The organism is Bacteroidales bacterium (genome assembly GCA_013141385.1).
Classification (GTDB): Bacteria; Bacteroidota; Bacteroidia; order Bacteroidales; family Tenuifilaceae; genus UBA8529.
The window spans coordinates 85,705-108,249 of the sequence record JABFRB010000021.1 but is presented as its reverse complement, the minus strand read 5'-3'; the positions used below and the strand labels follow the sequence as shown (position 1 = coordinate 108,249).

Here is a 22,545-nt window from a genome sequence, read left to right as displayed (position 1 = left end):
TATCGAAATTTACTTTTTCAACAAAAGTTTTATCTGTTCAAGCTCTTTTTCAAGAGTTTCAAGTTTTTGATCCGTAGTTGATTGTTTTGCAGAAAGATTCTCGATAGTTTTTTTCTGCTCATCAATAATTTTCTGTTGATCTTTTAATGCTTCAACAAGAAGTGCCGTTATTGGAGCATATTGCATTGAGTAGAATTCACCCTCTTTATTCACTACTTCGGGGATAACCTTTTCGGCTTCCTGCGCTATGAAGCCCATTCTTACACCTTTTTCCAGAGAATTTGGATCCTTCCACTCAAAGTTAACACCTCTGAGTTGCATTACTCTTCCTAACGCATCCGATATTGTATTGATATTTTTCTTTAATCTTAAGTCGCTTAAGTTATTCCATGCAAAATCACCACCAGCAGTTCCGTTAGCATAGAAGGTATAGTTTGAAGGATTATCAGTATTCACACCATTAATAACCACTCTTCTATTATCAAACTCGCCCCAAACAAGAGGTGTTGTAACTGCTCCACCATCAATTATAAGCCTGTTGGAAACCGTTTGAAATGCTCCATAACCAACCTTATAACCAATAATTACGTTGTAGGATCCAGTATTACTCCATCCCGCAGCAGTTCCTAAGTATACATTCCCTACTCCAGTAGCATTAACTGATCCGGCAGTATTTCCAATCATAACGTTTTCGCTACCAGTTGTGAGTGAACCTCCTGCGGATCCTCCTATTAATATTTGTTGAAAGCCAGTGGTATTGCTATGACCAGCAAAACGTCCCATCATAATATTAAAATACCCACTTGTATTTACTAAACCCGCTTCGGTACCAATAAAGATATTTTGGCTGGTGGTATTGGCATAACCAGCTTTATCGCCAATTGCGATATTGTTTTGCCCACTTGCATTATTCCAACCAGCTAGGTTGCCAATAAAGATATTGTTATAGCTCTGAGTTTTCTTACCTGCAGCATATCCAATAAATACGTTATTGGTTGCAAATGCAGCATTTGATAAGTATCCAGCGCTATCTCCAATAAAAATATTGTTCTTAAGAGCTGTTCCAGAATAACCAGCAAAGCGTCCAATAAAAACGTTGTGTTGCCCGGTTTGGTTACTATACCCTGAATTCTCGCCAAGGAAAAGGTTTGAGAAACCTGTTGTGGTACTAAAACCACTTTCATCGCCAATAAAAAGGTTAGAATAGCCAGTGGTATTACTTGTTCCGCTCGATTTTCCTATAAAAACGTTACTGTATCCTGTAGTATTTGCACGTCCAGCAAAGTAGCCCATAAATGCATTATCAGCACCAGAAGTATTATACCTTCCGCTCTCGTTACCAATAAAAACATTGTTATCTGCGTTGCTTGTATAACCCGCTAGATTACCGAGGTATACATTGCTAGCACCAACAGTGTTGGTTCTACCGCTTTCATTTCCAATAAATACATTGTTTGCACCAGTTGAATTTGAGAGACCTGCATTATAACCAATAAAGGAATTATATTGACCGGAAGTATTAGCCTTTCCAGTTTGATAACCAATGAAAGAGTTAAAACTCGCATTATTACTGAAACCAGCTTGATAGCCTAAGAAAGTGTTATAACCTCCGGTTGTATTGCTAAAACCAGTTTGATTTCCAATAAACACATTGTTTGTTCCACTAGTGTTATTAAGCCCTGCTTGATAACCCATAAATGCATTATACTGCCCAGTATTCATCTTCCCGCTTTCCTTTCCAATAAACACGTTGTAACTACTGGTGTTGCCATATCCAGCAAGGTCGCCTATAAAAACATTACTTGCCCCATTAGCTCCTAGATACCCAGCAAGATTACCTACCGCAACGTTATTCGTACCTATCAAGTTGGAGTATCCTGTTTGATAACCAAGAAATACATTGTTGGTACCCGTTGTATTACTTAACCCAGCTTGATACCCAACAAAGGAGTTATAGTTTGCAGAACTGGAGTACCCGGTTTGGTATCCCAAGAAGGTATTGTAACTTGAGTTGCTTGAGTACCCAGATTGATAGCCCAAAAAGGTGTTGTAGTTTCCAGTTGTATTATTTCTCCCCGTTTGGTTGCCAATAAACACGTTGCTTGCCCCGCTAGTATTCATCAACCCGGCCTGATAGCCCATAAATGCGTTGTATAGACCAGTGTTTGCCTTACCGCTCCCTTTTCCTAGGAAAACGTTATAGCTGTTGGTATTTCCATATCCTGCGGAGTCACCAAGGAAGACATTGCTAGCACCAGTAGTACCTAAGAACCCTGCGAGGTTACCTACCGCAACGTTATTCGTACCTATCAAGTTGGAGTATCCTGTTTGATAGCCAAGAAATACATTGTTGGTACCCGTTGTATTGCTTAACCCAGCTTGATACCCAACAAAGGAGTTATAGTTTGCAGAACTGGAGTACCCGGTTTGATATCCCAAGAAGGTATTGTAACTTGAGTTGCTTGAGTGCCCAGATTGATAGCCTAAAAAGGTGTTGTAGTTTCCATTTGTATTATTTCTCCCCGTTTGGTTGCCAATAAATACGTTACTTGCCCCGCTAGTATTCATCAGTCCAGCCTGATAGCCCATAAATGCGTTGTATAGACCAGTGTTTGCCTTACCGCTCCCTTTTCCTAGGAAAACGTTGTAGCTGTTGGTATTTCCATACCCTGCGGAGTCACCAAGGAAGACATTGCTAGCACCAGTAGTACCTAAGAACCCTGCGAGGTTACCTACCGCAACGTTATTCATACCTGTAAGGTTGGAATACCCTGTCTGGTATCCTAAGAATACGTTATTTGCCCCAGCAGAGTTGCTAAACCCTGCTTGGTATCCAATAAATGAATTGTAGATACCTGTTGTATTCATAACACCAGTATTAGATCCTACAAAAACATTAAACTGCCCAGTTAAGTTGCCGAACCCTGTACTATCACCAATGAACACATTGCTAAATCCGCTAGTATTCATATATCCAGATTTATGACCAAGAAAAGTATTGCGTTTACCGTCAGCATTACTAAATCCGCTTTGGAAACCTAAAAACACATCGCTAGAGCCTGTTGTAGTTGCCTGTCCGCTCTGATAGCCCATAAATGAGTTATAGAGTCCTGTGGTAATGCTTTTTCCAGCCTGATGTCCAATAAAGTAATTATCAGGAGTGAGTCGTAGAAACGGATCCCCTGAACCCTTGGCTTGGTTTGAAAGTCCTCCAACGGCAAATCCTCCCTTAGCCCCTTTAACAATAGATTGGTTAACGTAGATTCTTGCGCTATCTGGCGCAACGAACATCATATTCCTAGAGACAACCGTCTTGGCTTGGTTTGAAAGTCCTCCAACAGCGAATCCTCCCTTTGCTCCTTTAACAGTAGGGACTTCTTTAACCCATACACGGGCACTATCGGGTGTAATACGGAAATATTCTGCCTGTCCCGCTTTAGCCTGATTTGAAAGCCCGCCCACGGCGAACCCTCCCTTTGCTCCTTTGATCTGCGTATCTTCCACGTACACCCTCACACCTCCTTGGTATACGCCGAACACCACCTGACCGTTCTTATTCTTAACTTCAAAGATGGGATCACTGTCAAGTGCAGTGGGAGCACTAACTATCTCCTTAGCGTTCTCTGCATAGAGAGCATAAGGAACAGACTGTAATTGAGTATGATTACCCATTGGGGTATAGACGCTACCACCAGCAGGATCAATTTCAAGTTTGATATATACATCCCCATTCATCCATGGAACGCTTGAAAATGTATTAACTCCCACCTTAGTTCCGCTTCCGATATTCAGGGTGATAACACCCTCCCCGCTTGAGGTAGGGGTTTGCGTTTCGGTGTAGTAGGCCACACCCGAGGCATTCTCAAGAGTAATCTGCACTCCGATACTTTTACTTGCAATCGGTTTTCCGCTGCCATCGCGGATAATTGCTTGGTAAGAGATTCCTTGTGGAACCTGTGAGAATCCTATTATTTGCATGCAAAGCGCAAAGAAAATAAGCACAATTTTGCAGGCAATCCAATTCGTTTTCATATTCAAATGAATTTTATGTAGGTTGGAAAGATATATCAATAACAAAAAGAAGTTTATACTTGTTTCCTCTTTTTGATTAAAAGAGAGAAAATATTAAGAAACACTGGATTTAGGGCAAAAACAATACAAAAACTAACTGAATTTAGTTCAATTAGGTTTTGAAATGTTTTTAGAATATTATTTTTTAGTTTGATAAGAGAAAATTGTAGAATAGGTAGATTGGTGTAAAGTGATAAGGATTATTTTTGATAAAGGGCGGGAGGGGTCAAATAAAAAAGAGAACACAACTTTTTTATAAGTTCCACTCTCTTTTTTAATTAAAATAAGGATCGCAAATTTTATGGTTTTGTAATACAATAAAGAATCTTTCAATTAAGGCAGATAGGTTTAATTTATTACAAACCAGGTTGAGCCATCAGATTGAATTACCATTTTCTGGTATTGGACAGTTAATGGTTGTGTTAAAGCACCATCAATAGTTTCGCTTGCATTCCCATCAATTGTCACAGTACCCGCTGCTGCTATTATTTTCTTTATAATATAGATTCTTCCTGAACAGGTATTCGCTGCCGGTAATGTGATGGTAACGGAATTCGCATTTACAAGAACCGTATAGTGAGTTGCATCAAGAATTGTATTTGCGGCTATTGTGGTAATCGGCAATGCGAATGATCCAGCTGCCGTTAAGGTGCCGGATGTTTTAGCATTACCTGTGACTTCCAATGCTTCAACAGGATTTGAAGCTGTTCCAATCCCTAGTTTGCTATTTATCCTAACAATCTTTGTATCAAATTCACCATAAACTAATGAATTAGTTTTTGACAATGCTTCACTACCCCTATCTTGATTATCAATAAACAATTTATTTGAACCACTTTCATAGTAACCAGCATTGCTACCTATAAATACGTTTCCACTACCCGTATAATTATATAAACCCGTGTAATTTCCCAGAAAGAGGTTGTCGTTCCCCGCAGTTTTCATTCCTGCTGTGTAAACACCTAAAAAGATATTACTATTTCCACCAGATATATTAGTAGCAGAATTACTTCCAACAAAAATATTCCCAGTCCCCGAGCCATTGTTTTGTCCTGAAATATATCCAATGAATACATTGTTTGTTCCAGAAGTACTTAAAGTTCCTGTACCATTTCCAAGGAAAGTATTATAACTACCTGTATTTTGGACGCCAGAATAATTTCCCAGAAAAGTATTCGCACCGCCGGATGTACCTGTTTGGGCTGAATTATATCCTATGAAAACATTTCCATTACCATGTGCATTACTCGAACCCGCTTGTTCCCCTATCACTATATTCTGCGCTCCATCAATATTGCTATATGCTGACATGTTACCGATAAATACGTTGCTATAGCCAGTGGTATTGCTATAGCCACTGTAATTACCCATAAAAGCATTTTGACCGCCAGTTGTATTTTGATAACCCGCTTTATTTCCAATAAAGGTATTTGGGAAGCCACTATTATCACTAGAACCAGCACCGTTACCAATAAATACAACACTATTTGCATTGGTGGATGCTTTGCCTGCTTCGGTTCCAATAAGAATATTGTTAGAACCATTATTAAATAGTCCGGAGGATTCTCCAATTACAATATTTTGAAAACCAGAAATATTTGAGCTACCAGCTAAATTACCAAGAAAGACGTTGGAGTAACCTGTCGTAGTATTCACACCAGCCAGATTTCCTAAAAATGTATTCTTACTACCGGAACTCAATGCTTTGCCCGCAGTATAACCAAACACAGAATTGTACAAACCTGAAGTTATTGAGCTGCCGCTCAGGTAACCAATAAAATAGTTATTAGGGGTAAGTTGGATTAACTGGCTTGAAACGGTTGTCTTTGCTTGGTTCGAAAGTCCACCCACTGCAAAACCACCCTTTGCACCCTTTACCGAAGGAACCTCCTTTACCCATATCCGAGCACTGTCGGGTGTTATTCTCATGTACTCCACGGGATTGCCTTTTGCTTGGTTGGAGAGCCCTCCTACTGCGAAACCACCTTTTGCCCCTTTGGCGATAACGCCATCCTTAATGTTTATTCTTACCCCTTCTTGGTAAACGCCAAATAATACTTCTCCTGCGCTATTCTTAACTTCAAAAATTGGGTCATCGGGGTTAACGGTTGCTATACCGGTGACCGATAGACTATTGGAGAATGTGAGATTAGGTAGGCTGCTCAATGTAGAGGTACCGCTCCAAAGAGCCATACTCCCGATAGTTCCGGTCCCAGTGATATTGCCAGCAGGGACTTGCCATGCTATACCACCAGAGGTTTGAGTCAAAACATTTCCAGCAGAACCCGAAGAATTTCCTGAATCGAAAAGATGTCCACCCAAATGCAAAGATCCGTTGATATCCAAAGTTGTACTAGGAAAAGCTGTATTAATACCAATTCTACTATTGGTTTTATCGCTAAAAAGCAAACTGCTTGCCTCCCAAGTTGTGCCGTTATTACGAAGGGTTTGCCCATCTATTCCTGAGACAAGTGGTCCAGCAGAACCCTGACTCCCATCTTGAGTGATAATTGACCACGACAAGCCGTCATACACGTATGACTTCTTATCAGTAGAATTATAGTATGCTTGGTTTTTTGTTGGAGAACTTGGTGCTGTTGAAAAAGTACCTAGCCATTGAATTGAAACGCCGTCAATACCGGCTGGCCCTTGTTGACTATTTGCAGCATACAGTGCGTATGGAACTGATTGAAATTTGGTTGGTTCGCCCATTTGAGAGTAAACATTTCCTCCTGCAGGGTCAATTTCCACCTTAATGTAGATATCACCTAAACTCCAAGGAATACTTGAGAAAACGCCAAATGTTACGGTTCCACTTCCAATGATGTGATTGATTATTCCTTGACCATTTGTAGTCAGGGTTTTATTCTCAGTAAAGTAGACCACCGGAGTTGAATTCTGTAATGTAATTCTAAGTCCAACTTGATGGTTGGCAATTAGAGTGCCCGATGCATCGCGGATTACAGCTTGGTAATTAATTCCCTGAGGTGCCTGAGAGAATGCTGTCATTTGAAAACATAATACCAAGAAAACGGCAATAAGTCTGGAAATGGTACCATTTGCGCTCATAGTAGAATAAGATTATAGGGTTAAAAAAAGCTAAACAAGTGTTTAATGTAAAACAAATATATTATTAAATTGTTTTCAAGTCCGTTTTTTTTTCAAAATAGATAACAAACACAATAAAAAAACCCTATCAGGTTTTAAAAACCGAATAGGGTTGATGGTTATTTCTATTAATTTACTTTTTTAGTAAAGCTTTAATTGCAGTTATTTCATTTTTAAGTGTTTCAATTTCAGTTTGTTGATTTTTGATTTGTAATTGCTGTTCTTTAAATGCCTCAATAAATATTGCTGACATTTTTTCATATGCCACAGATTTATATCCATCATCTCCAGTGATAACTAATTCTGGAAATATTTTTTCAACCTCCTGAGCAATTACACCAATTTGTTTTCCTTTTGGGAAATTAAGGGTACTACTTTTTCTATTATCCCAATCGTATGTGACGCCTCGTAAACTGCAAATATTAAAAAGAGCACCTGTTATTGTTACAATATTTGTTTTAAAACGGGAGTCCGACCATGTAGAAGCACCTGCAGAAATAGTGCTACCATTAGCCCAAATTGTACCACCAACTTCAAGAGTATAGGTAGTTGGCATACGGTTGATACCAACCCTTGCTGCACTAAAATCTCCACCAATTAACGGGGTTGTTGTTGAAGAATTGGAGATGTATAAGGCATTAGACTTATTCCCTGAATAATAACCTGCCTGGTAACCAATTAGCACATTACTTCCTCCGGTGTTTCCCTCTCCTGCTTGGTAGCCCAAAAATACGTTATTTGACCCGCTACTTCCCTGACCAGCTCGCCAACCTAAGTATGTATCTTTTTCTCCGTTAACATTGCTTCCACCGGCCCAGTATCCAATAAAAGTATTATAGCTTTGGGTATTATTCATCCCAGCAAACTGACCAAAATAGGAATTTAGCTGCCCGGTTTGATTATCCTGCCCGGCAAAGAAACCAACAAAAGAATTTCTGCCACCGGAAGTATTTTTTTCACCAGCATATTCTCCAATAAATAAATTCTGACTGGTTGTATTATTATATCCGGAATAATCTCCAATGCAAATATTTTGTCCTCCATATTGCCCTAAATAGCCTGACTTAAAGCCGATATATATGTTATCTGCTCCAAAAATATTGTTTTTACCAGCAAAATTCCCTAGAAATACATTTTTGTCCCCTGATGTATTAGCTGTCCCTACGCTATCGCCAATAAAGACGTTGCTAGAACCATTCGTACTGTTAGTACCGCTCTGGTTTCCTATAAACACGTTACTAGATCCTATGGTATTGGATTGCCCTGCATTGTAACCTATAAATGCGTTGTATAACCCAGTGGTATTGGCTTTACCTGCTTGATAACCGATGAAAGAATTGTAGCTAGCATTATTGTTATAACCGGCTAGATAGCCAATAAACACATTACTAGTTCCAGTTGTATTGGTATAGCCACTTTGAAAGCCTAGAAACACGTTGCTGGAACCTATTGTTGTTGCCTGTCCGCTCTGGTAGCCCATGAACGAATTATAAAGTCCTGTAGTTAAGTTCTTTCCCGCTTGATGCCCGATGAGGTAGTTATCCAAAGTAAGTCGGAGGAATTGATCCGCTGAACCCTTAGCTTGATTTGATAGCCCGCCAATGGCAAATCCTCCCTTAGCACCTTTTGCTACAGTTTGGTTTACATAGATTCTTGCGCTATCTGGTGCAACGAACATCATATTTCTGGAGACAACCGCTTTAGCCTGATTTGAAAGTCCACCAACAGCGAATCCCCCCTTGGCTCCTTTAACCGTTGGAACTTCTTTAACCCATACACGAGCACTATCTGGGGTAATACGGAAATATTCTGCCTGTCCTGCCTTTGCTTGATTTGAAAGTCCACCAACAGCGAATCCCCCTTTAGCCCCTTTGATCTGAGCATCCTCTACGTAAACCCGTACACCTCCTTGGTATACGCCGAACACTACCTGACCACTCTTATTTTTCACCTCGAAAATAGGATCATCGTCAAGAGCGGTGGGTGCGCTGACTATCTCCTTTGCGTTCTCTGCATATAAAGCATATGGAACTGATTGTAATTGAGTATGGTTACCCATAGAGGTATAAGCATTACCCCCTGCAGGATCAATTTCAAGTTTGATGTATACATCACCATTCATCCAGGGGATACTCGAGAAAGTATTAACTCCTACCTTTATTCCGCTCCCAATATTTAGGGTAATAACGCCTTCGCTGCTAGAGGTAGGGGTTTGTGTTTCGGTGTAGTAGGCTACACCCGAAGCATTCTCAAGGGTAATTCGAACCCCAATACTTTTAGTGGCAATGGGTTTTCCGTTGCCATCGCGGATAACCGCTTGGTAGGAAATTCCCTGAGGAACCTGTGAGAATGCCGCAATTTGGAGTAAGAGTATCGAAAAAATAGAGATAAGTCTATAAATAGAAACATGTACTCTCATAAGGATTTTTGGTTAATAAAAATTAAACGAGTGTTTAAGATAAAAAAACAAACTATTTGTTAAAATGTTATAATACACATTGGTTATTTATCAAATTTCAGTCTATGAAAATGACAGCAAGCATCTATGGGATTTTTCAAAAAAGCCCCATCAAGTTTTTGATGGGACTATATTAAAATGTGAATTGCATTTTATTTTTTAAGCATTTTCTTGATTGCTTCAAGTTCAGCCTTGAGGTTTTGAATCTCTTTAGCGTCGTTTTTGAGTTGAGTATTTTCGGCTTTTAAAGCATCAATTTGTGCCTGCTGTTCCTGTAATGCTTTTACTAAAGGCGCAATAAAATCAGTATATCGAAGACCAAGGGTACGGTCAGCATCACCACCAATGGTCAGCATACTATTATTAGTACCAATTAGTTTTTCAATATCCTGAGCAATGAAACCATAATTTATTTTATCGTCACCTTGTTTCATCTGGAATTCAACAGGACGAAGTTTCAGTATAAAATCTAAGCCACTGTTTAAATCTTTGATATTCTTTTTCAATCGCATATCCGATGCAGAAGTAAAGGCTACTTGACCTTCAATAACAGAAACGGCAGTATTTCCAATCCGAACTTTATTATTGGTATTTGCAATAGCACCATTACCTATAGCCGTAGCATTGATTGCTGTGGCTTCAGCCTGATTACCTATAGCTACAGAATAATTGGAACTTGCTATACTTCGAGTACCTAAAGAAATAGAACTTAGTCCTCCAGAGTTAGCAGCATACCCCATTGCAATTGAAGCTTGCCCTGTAGCGTATGTTGTGTCAGCATTAGAACCGTTTGCTCCAATGGCAATTGAGACATAGGCTGTTGATTTCGTATTTGTACCAAAAGCTATAGCATCGTTATTCAAAGCTCTGGCATGGCTGCCCAATGCATATGCACGCTGACCATAACATTCTGCATGATCACCAATAGCATAGCTTCCCCAGGCTGTATTAGAACCATACGCAACTTTTGAATTGCTTCCTATAGCATAGCTGTTAAGACCCCCTGAAACTGATGAGTTTGTTCCAAAAGCGTAACAATCTGTTGATCCCGTAACTAATGATGTATTGCCTAAAGCATAGCTGTTTGTAGAATAAGAAAGTACCTGTGCAGAATTTCCAAAAGCATAGCTGTTGGAAGAATTCGATAAAACTTTGGCTAGTTTTCCAAAAGCATAACAGTCTGAAGTTCCTGAAGATTCTGTTTGATAGCCAATTGCTATGTTATTTGTATTAGTAGCTTGAGCCTGCGAACCAAAGGCGAAGGAATAAAGTCCACTAGCAAGACATGATTCACCTATGGCTGTAGCATAAGTATTGGATGCGATGGTGTTATATCCCATAGCCTGTGAATAGTCCCCTTTTGCTTTAGAGTGGTAACCTGAAGAAAAGGAATTAAATCCTACATCAGCAGGATCAAGTACTTGGACTCGACCAACTAAAAATGCCTCTTTCAATGGGTACCATAATAGTTGAGCATTATCATTAATTATGAGAGGTGTACTAACGGGAGTGACATTAAAATAATCACTATTAGTTACTTTTTTATTTGAAAGTCCACCCACAGCAAATCCTCCTTTTGCTCCTTTTATAGAAGGAACTTCTTTTATCCAAATACGTGCACTATCGGGGGTAATACGGAAGTATTCGGTTGAGGCTTTTGCTTGATTTGAGAGGCCGCCCACAGCAAACCCTCCTTTTGCTCCCTTGATAATAGCATCTTCAACGTAAACCCTTACACCTCCTTGATATACTCCAAATACAACATTCCCATCCTTATTCTTAACCTCGAAGATTGGATCATCAGGACCAGCCGTAATGCTACTGGTTACTGAATGTGCTGAGACCCATGTACCATCAACAGCATATTGGGCGTAAGGAACAGATTGGAGTTGGGTCAAACCCATAGAAATATATCCCGCACCATCCTTTTTATCAACCTCTACTTTAACCCAAATATTTCCATCTTTCCACACTACATTATTAATATCTCCTTGATTTTGAGCAACTCCTGCCCCAATTGTTAAATTAACAATTCCTTGAGGAGTAGTAGTTTTCGAATGTATTTCGCTGTAATAAACTGGGGTTCCAGTGTCATTTGTAAGCGTTATACGAATAGATACATCTTGACTAGCTAATGGCTGTCCGCTGGAATTACGTATTACAGTTTGGTAGCTGAACCCTTTTGGAATCTGCGAGTTTGCAACTTGGCAAATAAATAAAAATGCAAAAGGGAGAATGATAAATTGTAAAATTCGAAATTTCATAGTCTTTAATTTAGTGAGACATTTTGCTAAATAGGTGGTTGCAAAAAACATTACAAATTACAAAAATTTCATAGAATCAAAATAAATTATGCAAAAATGCTTTTTCCCTTGTTTATCTATAAATAGACAGTACTTTGAAAAAGAATTAATACGTTCTTACACATATCCTTGTCACCCATAGATCCAATGCTAATGGGATTAAAGCACAACAAAACCAGAAAAAGTGCAACTCAACTTCTGAATCTTACTGACTTTATCCTTTTTTAGTTTCATATTAAAGAGTAAAATAAAGAAGCCTTTTTTACTTCTTGAGCATTGCCTCAATTTCTAAAATTTTGGCTTTAAGGTAATCCAATTCACTTTTTTGCTTTTCAATTTGTTGCTGCTGCTCTTTGATGGCTTCAACTAGTATTGCTGTTAAGGGCGCATAATCTATAGCGAATTTACCATTGATCTGACTAACAACTTCGGGGACGATTTCATTAACTTCTTGGGCAATAAATCCGATATGTTGTCGACTATCGAAGGTAGATTTATCCTTCCATTCATACTTTACCCCTCGAAGTTGAAGAACCGATTCTAGTGAATTTGAAAGTGTAGCAATATTTGTTTTAAGAGTTGCATCGCTTAGGGAGTTCCAGCCAGTTGTACCGCCAGAGAATCCATAAACACATAGTTTTCCATTAATCGCCAGAGAATCCTTACTAAAATCACCAAAAATTAATGGTGTTGAATCTGAGGTATTTGTAATATAAAGTTTATTGCTTCCCGCCTCTAAATATCCCGCATTTGAACCAATAAAAACATTATTGTTCCCTTTATTATATAGACCTGCATTTGAACCTATCATTACGTTAGTATTACCTATGGCGTAATAGCTACCTGCATAAGAACCAAGAATAACATTATTAGTACCAGTAGCCGTTCTTTCGGCACTATGAGCACCAATATAGATATTCGAAAATCCTTCGGTATTAGAAGTACCGCTTGATTGCCCTATAAAAGTATTGCTATATCCTCCAATGTTATTATATCCCGACTCAACACCTAAAAACACATTGCTGTTTCCCGTTGTATTATTTGCTCCAGTGTTTCCCCCCAGAAAAATATTATTACTACCGTTAGCATTATTCCAGCCAGCCCCATCTCCAATCATTATATTCGATTGTCCTGTAGTATTATGAAAACCAGCAGCATTCCCTAAAAGAACGTTTCGTGAACCTGTGGTGTTAAAACAACCGCTTTGATAACCTATAAAGACATTGTATAGACCCGTTAGGTTGGCCTGTCCGCTTTGCACACCAATAAATACATCCCTTGAACCTTCGGTGTTTTGGTAGCCACTTTTTTCTCCTAAGAAAATATTCCCGAGACCAGTAGTATTTGAGTAACCACTTTGATTTCCAACAAAAATATTGAGGTGACCATAACTCCCAAACACATCACCAATATTACTATAGCCTGACTGATATCCTATAAAAATATTACTTCTACCCGCAGTATTCGATAACCCAGCTTGGTAACCAATAAAAGAGTTGTATAAACCGGTTGTAATAGATTTACCGGCATCTTGTCCTATAAATGAATTTTGTGGGGTTAAACTTAGAAACCTCGATGATGAGCCTTTTGCCTGATTGGATAAACCACCCACAGCAAACCCACCCTTTGCACCTTTTACTGCATCGTTTACCCAAATACGTGCACTATCAGTTGCAATTAGCATTAAATTTCGAGATCTTATTGTTTTTGCCTGATTGGATAAACCACCCACAGCAAACCCTCCTTTTGCGCCCTTAATTGATGGCACCTCCTTAACCCAAATTCTTGCACTATCGGGGGTAATACGGAAGTACTCCTGCTGTCCTGCTTTAGCCTGATTGGATAGCCCGCCTACAGCGAATCCTCCCTTAGCTCCTTTGATTTGAGTATCAGCCACATAAACCCGAACACCTTCCTGATACACGCCGAATACCACCTGCCCGCTCTTATTCTTAACCTCGAAGATAGGATCATCGTTAAGTGCATTTGGTTGGCTTGTAATTTCTTTAACATTTTCTGCATAATATGCGTAGGGGACGGCTTGTAATTTGGTTGGACTACCCATTTGGACATAAGTAGTACCACCAGCCGGGTCTATCTCAATTTTAACAAGAATTTCTCCTGTTTTCCATGGGATACTAGTAAATGAACTATCACTAATCTGAGTTCCGGAACCGATGGTTATTGAAATAACACCATTAGTGTTGGTCAAGGGCGATTGTGTTTCAGCGTACAGTACTTTTGATGCTGCGTCTTGGAGAGAAATCCTCAACCCTATCACTTTATTAGCAATAGGTGTTCCGTTACCATCGCGAATAACAGCTTGGTAATTAAACCCATGTGGTACTTGTGAATACCCAATAATTTGGGTAAAAAGTAAAAAAATAAAGATAATTGGTTTAAAAAAGGTATTAGTTACTTTCATAGTGATTAGGTTTAGTTGGGTGACGAAATAAAAACAGGTAGCCATAAAACAAAAATTACCTAAATTATGTTTCATAGTAAAATTCAAATTCAGTTTCTAACCTCAATTTATAATTTGGAACAAACTCACAGGAATAAGTGAATCTGGTAAAGTCGGAATAAATAGGGTTAGAGAGTTTAAAAAAAATTACAAAAACCAAAAGCAGATAAATGATTAACATTTATCTGCCTTAAAAAGAAGATTAAGGTTATGGATTATTCTTTAATAAGTTTAATTACATCGCTATTGTAATTACCAATTCTAACCTTAACAAGGTAAATTCCTGACCTTAAAGATGCAACCGACAATTCCTTTATTGCTTGATCTTCGAATTGACCAAGATTTTGAGTAATCATTTTTCGGCCAGTAATATCATACACCTCAACCAAAAAATCACCTTTTGCCTTTTGATTGTTTACCTCAAACCAAACTTTATTAATAGTTGGGTTAGGGTACATCCTAAAATTGAGTGAAGGTAAATCGGTATTAGGGACATCGGTAGTAAAAAGATTACCTTGCTGGAAGCCTTGAGTTAGGACAACAGATCCATCAGTATTTTTAATAGTTTCGATTACTGGTTCCCCAATGGTCCAACTAATATTTAACCCTGATGCTACATCTTTATAGTAACCACCAGATGAAGAAACTACCTGCATAACAATTGCAGGGGTCTGCCCAAATGCTTGCGCAAAGGCTAAACTTAATATTAGTGTAAAAATCTTTTTCATAATTTCATTGTTTTATAAGAACACAAAATTAATTACTAAAACTCAAATTTAAACTATAAAACAAAATTGCAAAGCGAAAGTTATGATTTTTATGAATAAAATGCCAATGTTTTTGATAGAACACAAATATTAATTTATTGTTTAATTTCGAAAGCTGATATTTTTGCTGATTATACTTACATAAATTGTACCATGGATAAAAATGTTTTTAATGAATTAATTCTAAAACTCAAGGGTAAAACCAATGATGAAATTCTTAGGTGGTTTTTATACGAGTTTAAAGGTAGAATTGTTTTATCGTCAAGTCTTGGGGCAGAGGATCAGGTGCTTACCGATATGGTTGTGAAGATTGCTTCCCAAACGAGAATATTTACACTTGACACTGGACGTCTTTTTTATGAAACCTACGAGTTAATTGAGAAAACCTGTTTAAGGTATAAGATTAAAATGGAGGTGTATTCCCCAAACAGCGAGCAGGTAGAGGCGATGGTGGCTCAAAAAGGGATCAATCTTTTTTATCACAGCACCGAAAACAGAAAAGAGTGCTGTAATATCCGAAAGATAGTACCTCTAAAAAGAGCCTTTAACGGTGCTGAAATCTGGATTTGCGGGCTCCGCAAGGATCAGTCTATTACTCGATCGGAGGCACAAATGGTTGAATGGGACGATGCCAACGGCATGATTAAGTTAAATCCACTTATAGACTGGACAGAAAAGCAGGTGTGGGATTATATCAAGGAGAATAGTGTACCATATAATACTCTTCACGATAGAGGTTATCCTAGTATTGGCTGTCAGCCATGCACGCGCGAAATCTTTCCTGGTGAAGATATAAGAGCCGGAAGATGGTGGTGGGAGAATGCGGATAGCAAAGAATGCGGATTACATAAACGTGAAAAATAACAAAAGCCCCAAAACTGGGGCTTTTTGAGGTATCGAGCGGAGTCGAACCGCTGTACGCGGTTTTGCAGACCGCTGCCTAGCCACTCGGCCACGATACCGTTTTAGGCAATTGGGAAGCAAAGATACTAAAAAAATCTTTCTAGCAAACCCTATCACTTTTATTTTACCACTTTACTAAGAGTAATACTAACCTTTTCTATTTTGCCACCCATAGGAGGATTTACCTTTGATATTTTTACTGTTGCAATTTCAATGCCAACTAGTTCATTAGTAAGAGATTCGAGTATTCTATTGCCAACATGTTCTAGCAAATGTGATTTTATAGCCATCTCCCTTTTAACTATTTCAAAGGCTTTTTGATAGTTTACAGTATCCTTTAAATTATCACTTTCTTGGGCTTTAATGGAATTGTATTCTATTCTTAGGTCAACTAAAAAAATATTACCAATTACTTGCTCCTCTGCGAAGTGCCCGTGGTTAGCGTGGAACTCAACATTCTCTATTTCGATGATTGCCATAAATAATCGATTTTTAAGAAATAAATTAGGGTACGAATTTGCCCAAAGTTTTTCAAATAAAAATAAAAGTATAGAAATATTCCGTCTTTTTCATTTACTTGTGTCTCTTATAGTATAAAACAGGATTTGGACATCGAAACAATTGATATCAATAAAAGGCTGATTGAACGAGCGCGACAAGGCGATCAGCAGGCAATGTACAGGCTATATAAATCGCACGTGCAAGCAATGTACAACACCTGTGTTCGAATTGTGGTTAATCAGTACGATGCTGAGGATATTCTTCAGGAATCGTTTGTTAGCGCATTTAAGAGTTTGGATTTTTATAAGGGAGAATCGTCATTTGGTATATGGTTAAAACGGATTGTAATAAACAAATCGCTAAACCATTTAAGGCAAAAAAAGCAGGCTTTTACCAATTTAGACAATTTACACATAGCGTATGAGGAAACCGATGATGAAGAAATCCCCGAAGTTACACCAGAGGCTATTCACGAGGCAATTAAATCTTTACCAGAGAAAGCCAGAGTGATTTTAAACCTCTACTTGTTAGAAGGTTACATGCATAAAGAGATTGCCGAGATGCTTGGTATTTCGGAGTCAACCTCTAAATCGCAGTACCAACGGGCAAGGAAACTTCTTCAAGAAAAGCTTAAAGGCGATGAATTTGTGAGCAAATCAAGAGAATTAAAAGTTTAGGCATGAATTTAGAATCGTACATAAGGGAGAATCGAAATAGCTTAGATGTGGAGAAACCTGACGAGGAATATCTATGGAAAGGCATTTCGCAGGAGTTAAATGTTGGTAAAAAAAGCAAGCATATTTTGCTATTTAGAATTGTTGCTGCCGCTTCTGTTCTACTAATACTAACGTTCACTTTCGTCTATTTCTTTAATAAGAGTGATAAGCAAACGTTATTATTTGCAAATATTAACCCATCCCTTGCCAACCAAGAGATTCAGCTAACAGGTCAAATTGAAGCCTATTCTAAGTTGATAAAGCAATCATCCTACGATGCAAGTCAAGTTGTAACGGGGAGCAGGGAGATTCAGTATATCAACGATTTAATTAACTACTACTCAAAAGATTTAAAGCAGAATGGACCAAATCCAAAATTAGTGAACTCGTTGATGGATTTATACCAAAAAAAGATAATGCTCTTAGAGCGAATGTTAAACGAAATTGAAAAAAGTAAAGATCATGGACAACGTAAAATCAATATTTAGAATTCTCATACTATTCGCATTCGTACTTTGCTTTGCAAATTATTCATTCGCAAATAGCGATGAGATTAAGGATAAATTTGAGAAAACCTTTAAAGTATCTCAATCCGATATACTTGAACTTAACATGTACGACTCCGATCTTCAAATAAACACATGGAGCAGTAACGAGATTAAACTCGCCGGCGAGATTTTAATTTCAGGTGGAGGTAAGGAGGATATTGATAAGATTCTCAATGTTTTTAAAAATCCTGAGGTTACTCAAGAGGCAGGAAAAATAGGAATCAATACAGTTTTTAGTGAGGGCGCAATCCAAATCATGGGATTCTACAAAAAAACAAAACTTTCGAATGGCGAGTGGGCTTCTGTATCATCAATTAAATCAAACTATACAATTTGGATTCCCGAAAGTATTGCCTTTAAGCTTCTTAGCAAATACAATAATGTTAAAGCCCCAAATTTACTAGGCAAACTCAATTTTGAACTATATAATGCAAATATCGAGATGGGTGATTTTGGAGATAATAGCAACTTTGATGCAAAATACTCAACCATTCATATTGGCAAAGGGCAGAATGTTAAGTTTGATATTTATGATTGTAAGATTTTTACCGATGAGCTTAAAAAGGTGATAATTAATTCGAAGTATTCAAAACTCACAAGCAAGGCAATTACTCTGTTAGCGTTGGAATCCTATAATGATGAGTTTAGTATCGATAATCTTAATGGTATTGATATGAGTGCTAAGTATACAACGCTGAAAGCGAAAGGAAATTCAAATCTCGGAAAATTTGATCTTTACGATTGTAGTATTGAACTAGAGGATTTTACAAAAATTGAATATAATTCAAAGTACACAGGATTCACTGCGAATAAGGTTGCTACATTCGCTATCGAAACGAGCTATAATGATACTTACGACTTAAAAGAGGTTAGCGATTTTTCAAGCAAAGAATCTAAGTATAATAAGGTGAATATTGGTGTTGTTCAATCTTCAATTAATCTTCCCAATACCTACGATTCCGAATTTAAGATCAGTAAACTTGGTGCCAATTTCTTAAGTTTTAAAGGAGATTTCAAGTATGGCTCGGTAAGTATGACTATTGATCCAACCCTTAACTATAGTTTATCATTCGAGAACACTTATGGTGATATAACCTTTCCCAAGGAACGTTTTTTGAAAAAACCAACAACCCTTATTGAAAACAATGAAATAACGAAATTTGAGGGCACTACTGATTCGAATGCTAAATGCGAAATCAGCTTTACATCATACGATCTTAGTTTTACAATACAATAAATCATTGATTAGGTTAGGATTTCGGAATACCTGCTACTTGGAAACAGTAAAGTAGCAGGTTTTTTCACATATCACTCAGCAACCAGAATTAGCTTTAATTTTAGAACTCATTTCAGCATCTTTTAAAAACAGTGTTTTCAAATTACTCCCCAATCTTAATATACACATATCGCCAAAAAATTCTAATTTTGCCATTCTATATTTTTAAGAACTAAAATTTTGCAGATGTCAAGTGAAAATTTAAGAAATGAAAGTTTGGAGGAGAAATCAAAAAACTTTCTTGAGGAGATTATTGAAGAGGATATTCGAACAGGAAAACACTCAGGTAGAGTGCTTACCCGTTTCCCTCCAGAACCCAATGGGTACTTACACATTGGTCATGCCAAATCCATTTGCTTAAATTTTGGTCTTGCCCAGCGTTACGGTGGCAAAACAAATCTCAGATTTGATGATACCAACCCAACCAAAGAGGATGTTGAATACGTTGATTCTATTAAAGAAGATGTTCATTGGTTAGGATTCGACTGGGCGGGAGAATACTACGCGTCCGATTATTTTGAACAGCTCTACGAATGGGCAATTGTTTTAATAAAAAAAGGGCTTGCCTACGTTGATGATCAAACCCAAGAGGAGATTCGCATAACACGAGGAACAATAAACCAAGCAGGTAAAGATAGCCCTTGGAGAAATCGCTCTGTTGATGAGAATGTTGATCTCTTCAAGCGCATGCGCAATGGTGAATTTAAGGATGGCGAAAAGGTGCTACGTGCAAAAGTCGACATGGCACATCCCAACATGTTGCTGCGCGATCCAATTCTATATAGGATAATCCACACCGAACATCATCGCACTGGGGATAAATGGTGTATCTACCCAATGTACGACTATGCCCATGGGCAGAGCGATTCAATTGAAAAGATAACACACTCAATTTGCACCCTTGAGTTTGATGTACACCGTCCGCTTTACGACTGGTTTATTGAGAAACTTGAGATATTCCCATCGCACCAATACGAGTTTGCACGGTTGAACATGACATATACCATGATGAGCAAGCGCAAACTACTCCAACTCGTTCAAGAAAAAGTGGTAATGGGCTGGGACGATCCTCGCATGCCAACTATCTGTGGATTACGTCGTCGTGGGTATACTCCTGAATCAATCAGATTTTTCACCGAAAAAGTGGGTATCGCAAAGCGCGATAATGTAATTGACCTATCCTTACTAGAATTTTGTTTGAGAGAAGATTTGAATAGACGTGCGCCACGCCGCATGGCAGTTCTAAACCCACTTAAAGTGGTTATTACCAACTACCCCGATGGGCAAGTAGAGCAGCTGGAGGCCGTAAATAATCCCGAAGATGAATCGGCAGGCAAGAGGCTAGTGCCATTCTCAAAGGAGTTATATATTGAGCAGGAAGATTTTATGGAAAACCCTCCAAAGAAATTCTTCCGCCTTGCACCTGGGCAAGAGGTTCGGTTACGTTACGCTTATTTTATGAGGTGTAATGAGGTGATTAAAGATTCTGCTGGTAATATCACTGAGCTACGCTGTACAATTGATCCTGCATCAAAGGGAGGAAATTCTCCTGATGGCAGAAAGGTACAGGGAACAATTCACTGGGTATCGGCTCAACAGGCTATCAAAACTGAGGTTCGTTTGTTCGATCGCTTATTTACCAAAGCCAACCCCGATGATGTTGCTGAGGGCGAGGATTGGAAATCATCCCTTAATCCCGATTCTTTAAAAGTGATTGAAGCGTATTTAGAACCTGCACTTGCTGAGGCTAAATCGCTTGATAAGTTCCAATTTGAGCGGATGGGATATTTTAGCGTTGATTACGATTCAAAACCGGGTAAGTTGGTGTTTAATCGTACCACTACATTAAAGGATACTTGGGCTAAAATCTCAGGACAATAAATTAGTTAACAGTTGTAAGCTGCTAGCTAATAGTAAAATTGTCGCCAGCTGCTTATAACTTGTCATTTTTGTAGCAAAACGTTTGGAATATTCCAAACACTTAAACTATATTTGCAGCCTGAAAATTGTCCTGTAGTGTAATTGGCAACACGTCTGATTCTGGATCAGAAGAGTCCAGGTTCGACCCCTGGCAGGACAACAAAGAAGCCGCAATTAATGCGGCTTTTTGCTTTTATAAAGGTTATAATTATTACAAATAGGAGGTGACGAATAAGTAATTAATTTTACCTTTTCTCTCGCTCTAAAAATGATTTAGCATTTATTTTAAAATCATCTAATGAAGTAAATTGCTTATCGCAGGCATTTGTTAACCTAGACCTATCTTTTCTTGAAAGTTTTTCAAAATCATCATGTACAATGAAACTTCTAAAATTTAAGTTAGCTTTTTGGTATTCAAGACAACTTATAGTCGCTAATCTTGCTTTGGCAGCATCTTTTACCCCGAATAAATATATGGGATGTCCATTTGGCCTAAATTCATAGTCAACCTCAAGATCATCTCTTTCAGGGATTGGTAACACATTCGCTTTCGGTTTAAAATCTATAAGTTCCTTTGTTATGGTTTCATTCAGAAGATCATAAAATAGACTTTCGATTACTTCTCTTTTGAAAAATCTCATGCTACCAATCTTCATGTATGTTTGAGTGACATGCATTATATCAGAATAAATCGTTTCTTTCTTAGAATGATATTTAATATTTCCATTTTCTTCTTCTAATCTATTTTCTGATAATATACGTTGAAATATTGATTCTTTATTAGGTGTGTCAATTTCATATGAGTATGACAATCTCATCAATGTCATTCCATAATCACTTAAAACCAAATCACCGTTTTTCTCTTCAATAAAAATATCAACCATATCACCATCCTCATGATAAAGGGGTAAAATAAGTTGATAAACACCAGGTCTTTTCTCTCGGATATTTATTCTGTTATTAAAACTTCCTCTTATATAATCTAAAATATCATTCATGACTAAATAAATCTAGCTTTGTTTGAGTATTGGGAGCGGGGAAATGCTTTCGCCTGTCAGTAATACAAATATTTATGTATTTAATAAAATATTGTATAGCATCTTCAAGAGAAGCATAATCATCTGTTTTTTGAATATTACTTTCAGGTTTCAATCCACTATTAATTGAGTAAGCATTTGCTCTATGAATGTGAAAATATGAATGATGCGGATACATAATATTTTCACCATGAGCACCATTACAGCGCAACAAACAAATAGTGCCTTTCTCTTCTCTTGGATTTTAATCTAATCCAATTGAGAAATTTTCCTTGAAATGCGTATTCCCTCTTATAAAAGCATTAAATGCATACTTTCCATCAATAGATTGAAGTGTAAAAATCTTTTTCAATTGTCCCCTATCTTCTTTAAAATCTTTTGAAGGTGGATCAATTATTTGTTTTTCACAAGCCAACAATTCTTGTATGAAACTATCAGTATACAAACTTTTATTTTTAAATTATTAAAACAAA

Annotated in this window: 14 protein-coding genes and 2 tRNA genes; 6 read left to right on the top strand and 10 right to left on the bottom strand. The window is 37.8% G+C overall.

All coding sequences use genetic code 11. The features are described from left to right. Window positions 1-9: 9 nt before the first annotated feature. From HOO91_13355 to HOO91_13330, 6 genes are all read right to left on the bottom strand, one after another. The gene (locus HOO91_13355; protein NOU18536.1) at window positions 10-4,032 is read right to left on the bottom strand and encodes a hypothetical protein; all 4,023 of its coding nucleotides are present in this window, start codon (window positions 4,030-4,032) and stop codon (window positions 10-12) included. Between the two features lie 387 nt (window positions 4,033-4,419). Then, window positions 4,420-7,140: a hypothetical protein gene (locus HOO91_13350; GenBank protein NOU18535.1), complete on the bottom strand. Its 2,721-nt coding sequence runs from the start codon at window positions 7,138-7,140 to the stop codon at window positions 4,420-4,422. Window positions 7,141-7,312: 172 nt separating this feature from the next. Further along, entirely contained in the window at window positions 7,313-9,598 is a 2,286-nt protein-coding gene (locus HOO91_13345; GenBank protein NOU18534.1) for a tail fiber domain-containing protein, read from the bottom strand. Window positions 9,599-9,789: 191 nt separating this feature from the next. Next, on the bottom strand, window positions 9,790-11,901 hold the full coding sequence (locus HOO91_13340) for a hypothetical protein (GenBank protein ID NOU18533.1): 2,112 nt from the start codon (window positions 11,899-11,901) through the stop codon (window positions 9,790-9,792). A 301-nt stretch (window positions 11,902-12,202) separates the two neighbouring features. Beyond that, on the bottom strand, window positions 12,203-14,365 hold the full coding sequence (locus HOO91_13335) for a tail fiber domain-containing protein (GenBank protein NOU18532.1): 2,163 nt from the start codon (window positions 14,363-14,365) through the stop codon (window positions 12,203-12,205). A 254-nt stretch (window positions 14,366-14,619) separates the two neighbouring features. Beyond that, window positions 14,620-15,132 carry a T9SS type A sorting domain-containing protein gene (locus HOO91_13330; protein ID NOU18531.1) on the bottom strand — a complete coding sequence of 171 codons (513 nt, stop codon included), beginning with the start codon at window positions 15,130-15,132 and terminating at the stop codon, window positions 14,620-14,622. Between the two features lie 192 nt (window positions 15,133-15,324). Between HOO91_13330 and HOO91_13325 the strand changes: the two genes are divergently transcribed. Next, entirely contained in the window at window positions 15,325-16,035 is a 711-nt protein-coding gene (locus HOO91_13325; protein ID NOU18530.1) for a phosphoadenylyl-sulfate reductase, read from the top strand. 27 nt (window positions 16,036-16,062) lie between these two features. Here the strand turns inward: HOO91_13325 and HOO91_13320 are convergent. Both HOO91_13320 and folB read right to left on the bottom strand, forming a co-directional pair. Further along, a tRNA-Cys gene (locus HOO91_13320) sits at window positions 16,063-16,133 on the bottom strand. A gap of 60 nt (window positions 16,134-16,193) precedes the next feature. Continuing rightward, on the bottom strand, window positions 16,194-16,553 hold the full coding sequence (folB, locus tag HOO91_13315) for a dihydroneopterin aldolase (GenBank protein NOU18529.1): 360 nt from the start codon (window positions 16,551-16,553) through the stop codon (window positions 16,194-16,196). 195 nt (window positions 16,554-16,748) lie between these two features. Here folB and HOO91_13310 point away from each other — a divergent pair, with 195 nt between their 5' ends. From HOO91_13310 to HOO91_13290, 5 genes are all read left to right on the top strand, one after another. Continuing rightward, window positions 16,749-17,252 carry an RNA polymerase sigma factor gene (locus tag HOO91_13310; GenBank protein NOU18528.1) on the top strand — a complete coding sequence of 168 codons (504 nt, stop codon included), beginning with the start codon at window positions 16,749-16,751 and terminating at the stop codon, window positions 17,250-17,252. A gap of 2 nt (window positions 17,253-17,254) precedes the next feature. Continuing rightward, window positions 17,255-17,779 (top strand): hypothetical protein, encoded by a 525-nt coding sequence (locus HOO91_13305; GenBank protein NOU18527.1) that lies wholly within the window; start codon window positions 17,255-17,257, stop codon window positions 17,777-17,779. Further along, window positions 17,754-19,076: a hypothetical protein gene (locus HOO91_13300; protein ID NOU18526.1), complete on the top strand. Its 1,323-nt coding sequence runs from the start codon at window positions 17,754-17,756 to the stop codon at window positions 19,074-19,076. The genes HOO91_13305 and HOO91_13300 overlap by 26 nt, the downstream gene beginning before the upstream one ends. 225 nt (window positions 19,077-19,301) lie before the next feature. Further along, entirely contained in the window at window positions 19,302-20,996 is a 1,695-nt protein-coding gene (locus HOO91_13295; GenBank protein NOU18525.1) for a glutamine--tRNA ligase/YqeY domain fusion protein, read from the top strand. 126 nt (window positions 20,997-21,122) lie between these two features. After that, a tRNA-Gln gene (locus HOO91_13290) sits at window positions 21,123-21,195 on the top strand. A gap of 85 nt (window positions 21,196-21,280) precedes the next feature. Here HOO91_13290 and HOO91_13285 read toward each other — a convergent pair. Both HOO91_13285 and HOO91_13280 read right to left on the bottom strand, forming a co-directional pair. Then, window positions 21,281-22,033 carry a DUF1828 domain-containing protein gene (locus tag HOO91_13285; GenBank protein ID NOU18524.1) on the bottom strand — a complete coding sequence of 251 codons (753 nt, stop codon included), beginning with the start codon at window positions 22,031-22,033 and terminating at the stop codon, window positions 21,281-21,283. A gap of 283 nt (window positions 22,034-22,316) precedes the next feature. Next, window positions 22,317-22,517, bottom strand: coding sequence for a hypothetical protein (locus HOO91_13280; protein NOU18523.1), 201 nt, complete (start codon window positions 22,515-22,517; stop codon window positions 22,317-22,319). Between the last annotated feature and the right edge of the window lie 28 nt (window positions 22,518-22,545).

Bases quoted from the DNA above. Each gene is read 5' to 3' on its own strand.
- HOO91_13355 (NOU18536.1), bottom strand. From the start codon at position 4,032: ATGAAAACGAATTGGATTGCCTGCAAAATTGTGCTTATTTTCTTTGCG.
- HOO91_13350 (NOU18535.1), bottom strand. From the start codon at position 7,140: ATGAGCGCAAATGGTACCATTTCCAGACTTATTGCCGTTTTCTTGGTA.
- HOO91_13345 (NOU18534.1), bottom strand. From the start codon at position 9,598: ATGAGAGTACATGTTTCTATTTATAGACTTATCTCTATTTTTTCGATA.
- HOO91_13340 (NOU18533.1), bottom strand. From the start codon at position 11,901: ATGAAATTTCGAATTTTACAATTTATCATTCTCCCTTTTGCATTTTTA.
- HOO91_13335 (NOU18532.1), bottom strand. From the start codon at position 14,365: ATGAAAGTAACTAATACCTTTTTTAAACCAATTATCTTTATTTTTTTA.
- HOO91_13330 (NOU18531.1), bottom strand. From the start codon at position 15,132: ATGAAAAAGATTTTTACACTAATATTAAGTTTAGCCTTTGCGCAAGCA.
- HOO91_13325 (NOU18530.1), top strand. From the start codon at position 15,325: ATGGATAAAAATGTTTTTAATGAATTAATTCTAAAACTCAAGGGTAAA.
- folB (NOU18529.1), bottom strand. From the start codon at position 16,553: ATGGCAATCATCGAAATAGAGAATGTTGAGTTCCACGCTAACCACGGG.
- HOO91_13310 (NOU18528.1), top strand. From the start codon at position 16,749: ATGTACAGGCTATATAAATCGCACGTGCAAGCAATGTACAACACCTGT.
- HOO91_13305 (NOU18527.1), top strand. From the start codon at position 17,255: ATGAATTTAGAATCGTACATAAGGGAGAATCGAAATAGCTTAGATGTG.
- HOO91_13300 (NOU18526.1), top strand. From the start codon at position 17,754: ATGGACAACGTAAAATCAATATTTAGAATTCTCATACTATTCGCATTC.
- HOO91_13295 (NOU18525.1), top strand. From the start codon at position 19,302: ATGTCAAGTGAAAATTTAAGAAATGAAAGTTTGGAGGAGAAATCAAAA.
- HOO91_13285 (NOU18524.1), bottom strand. From the start codon at position 22,033: ATGAATGATATTTTAGATTATATAAGAGGAAGTTTTAATAACAGAATA.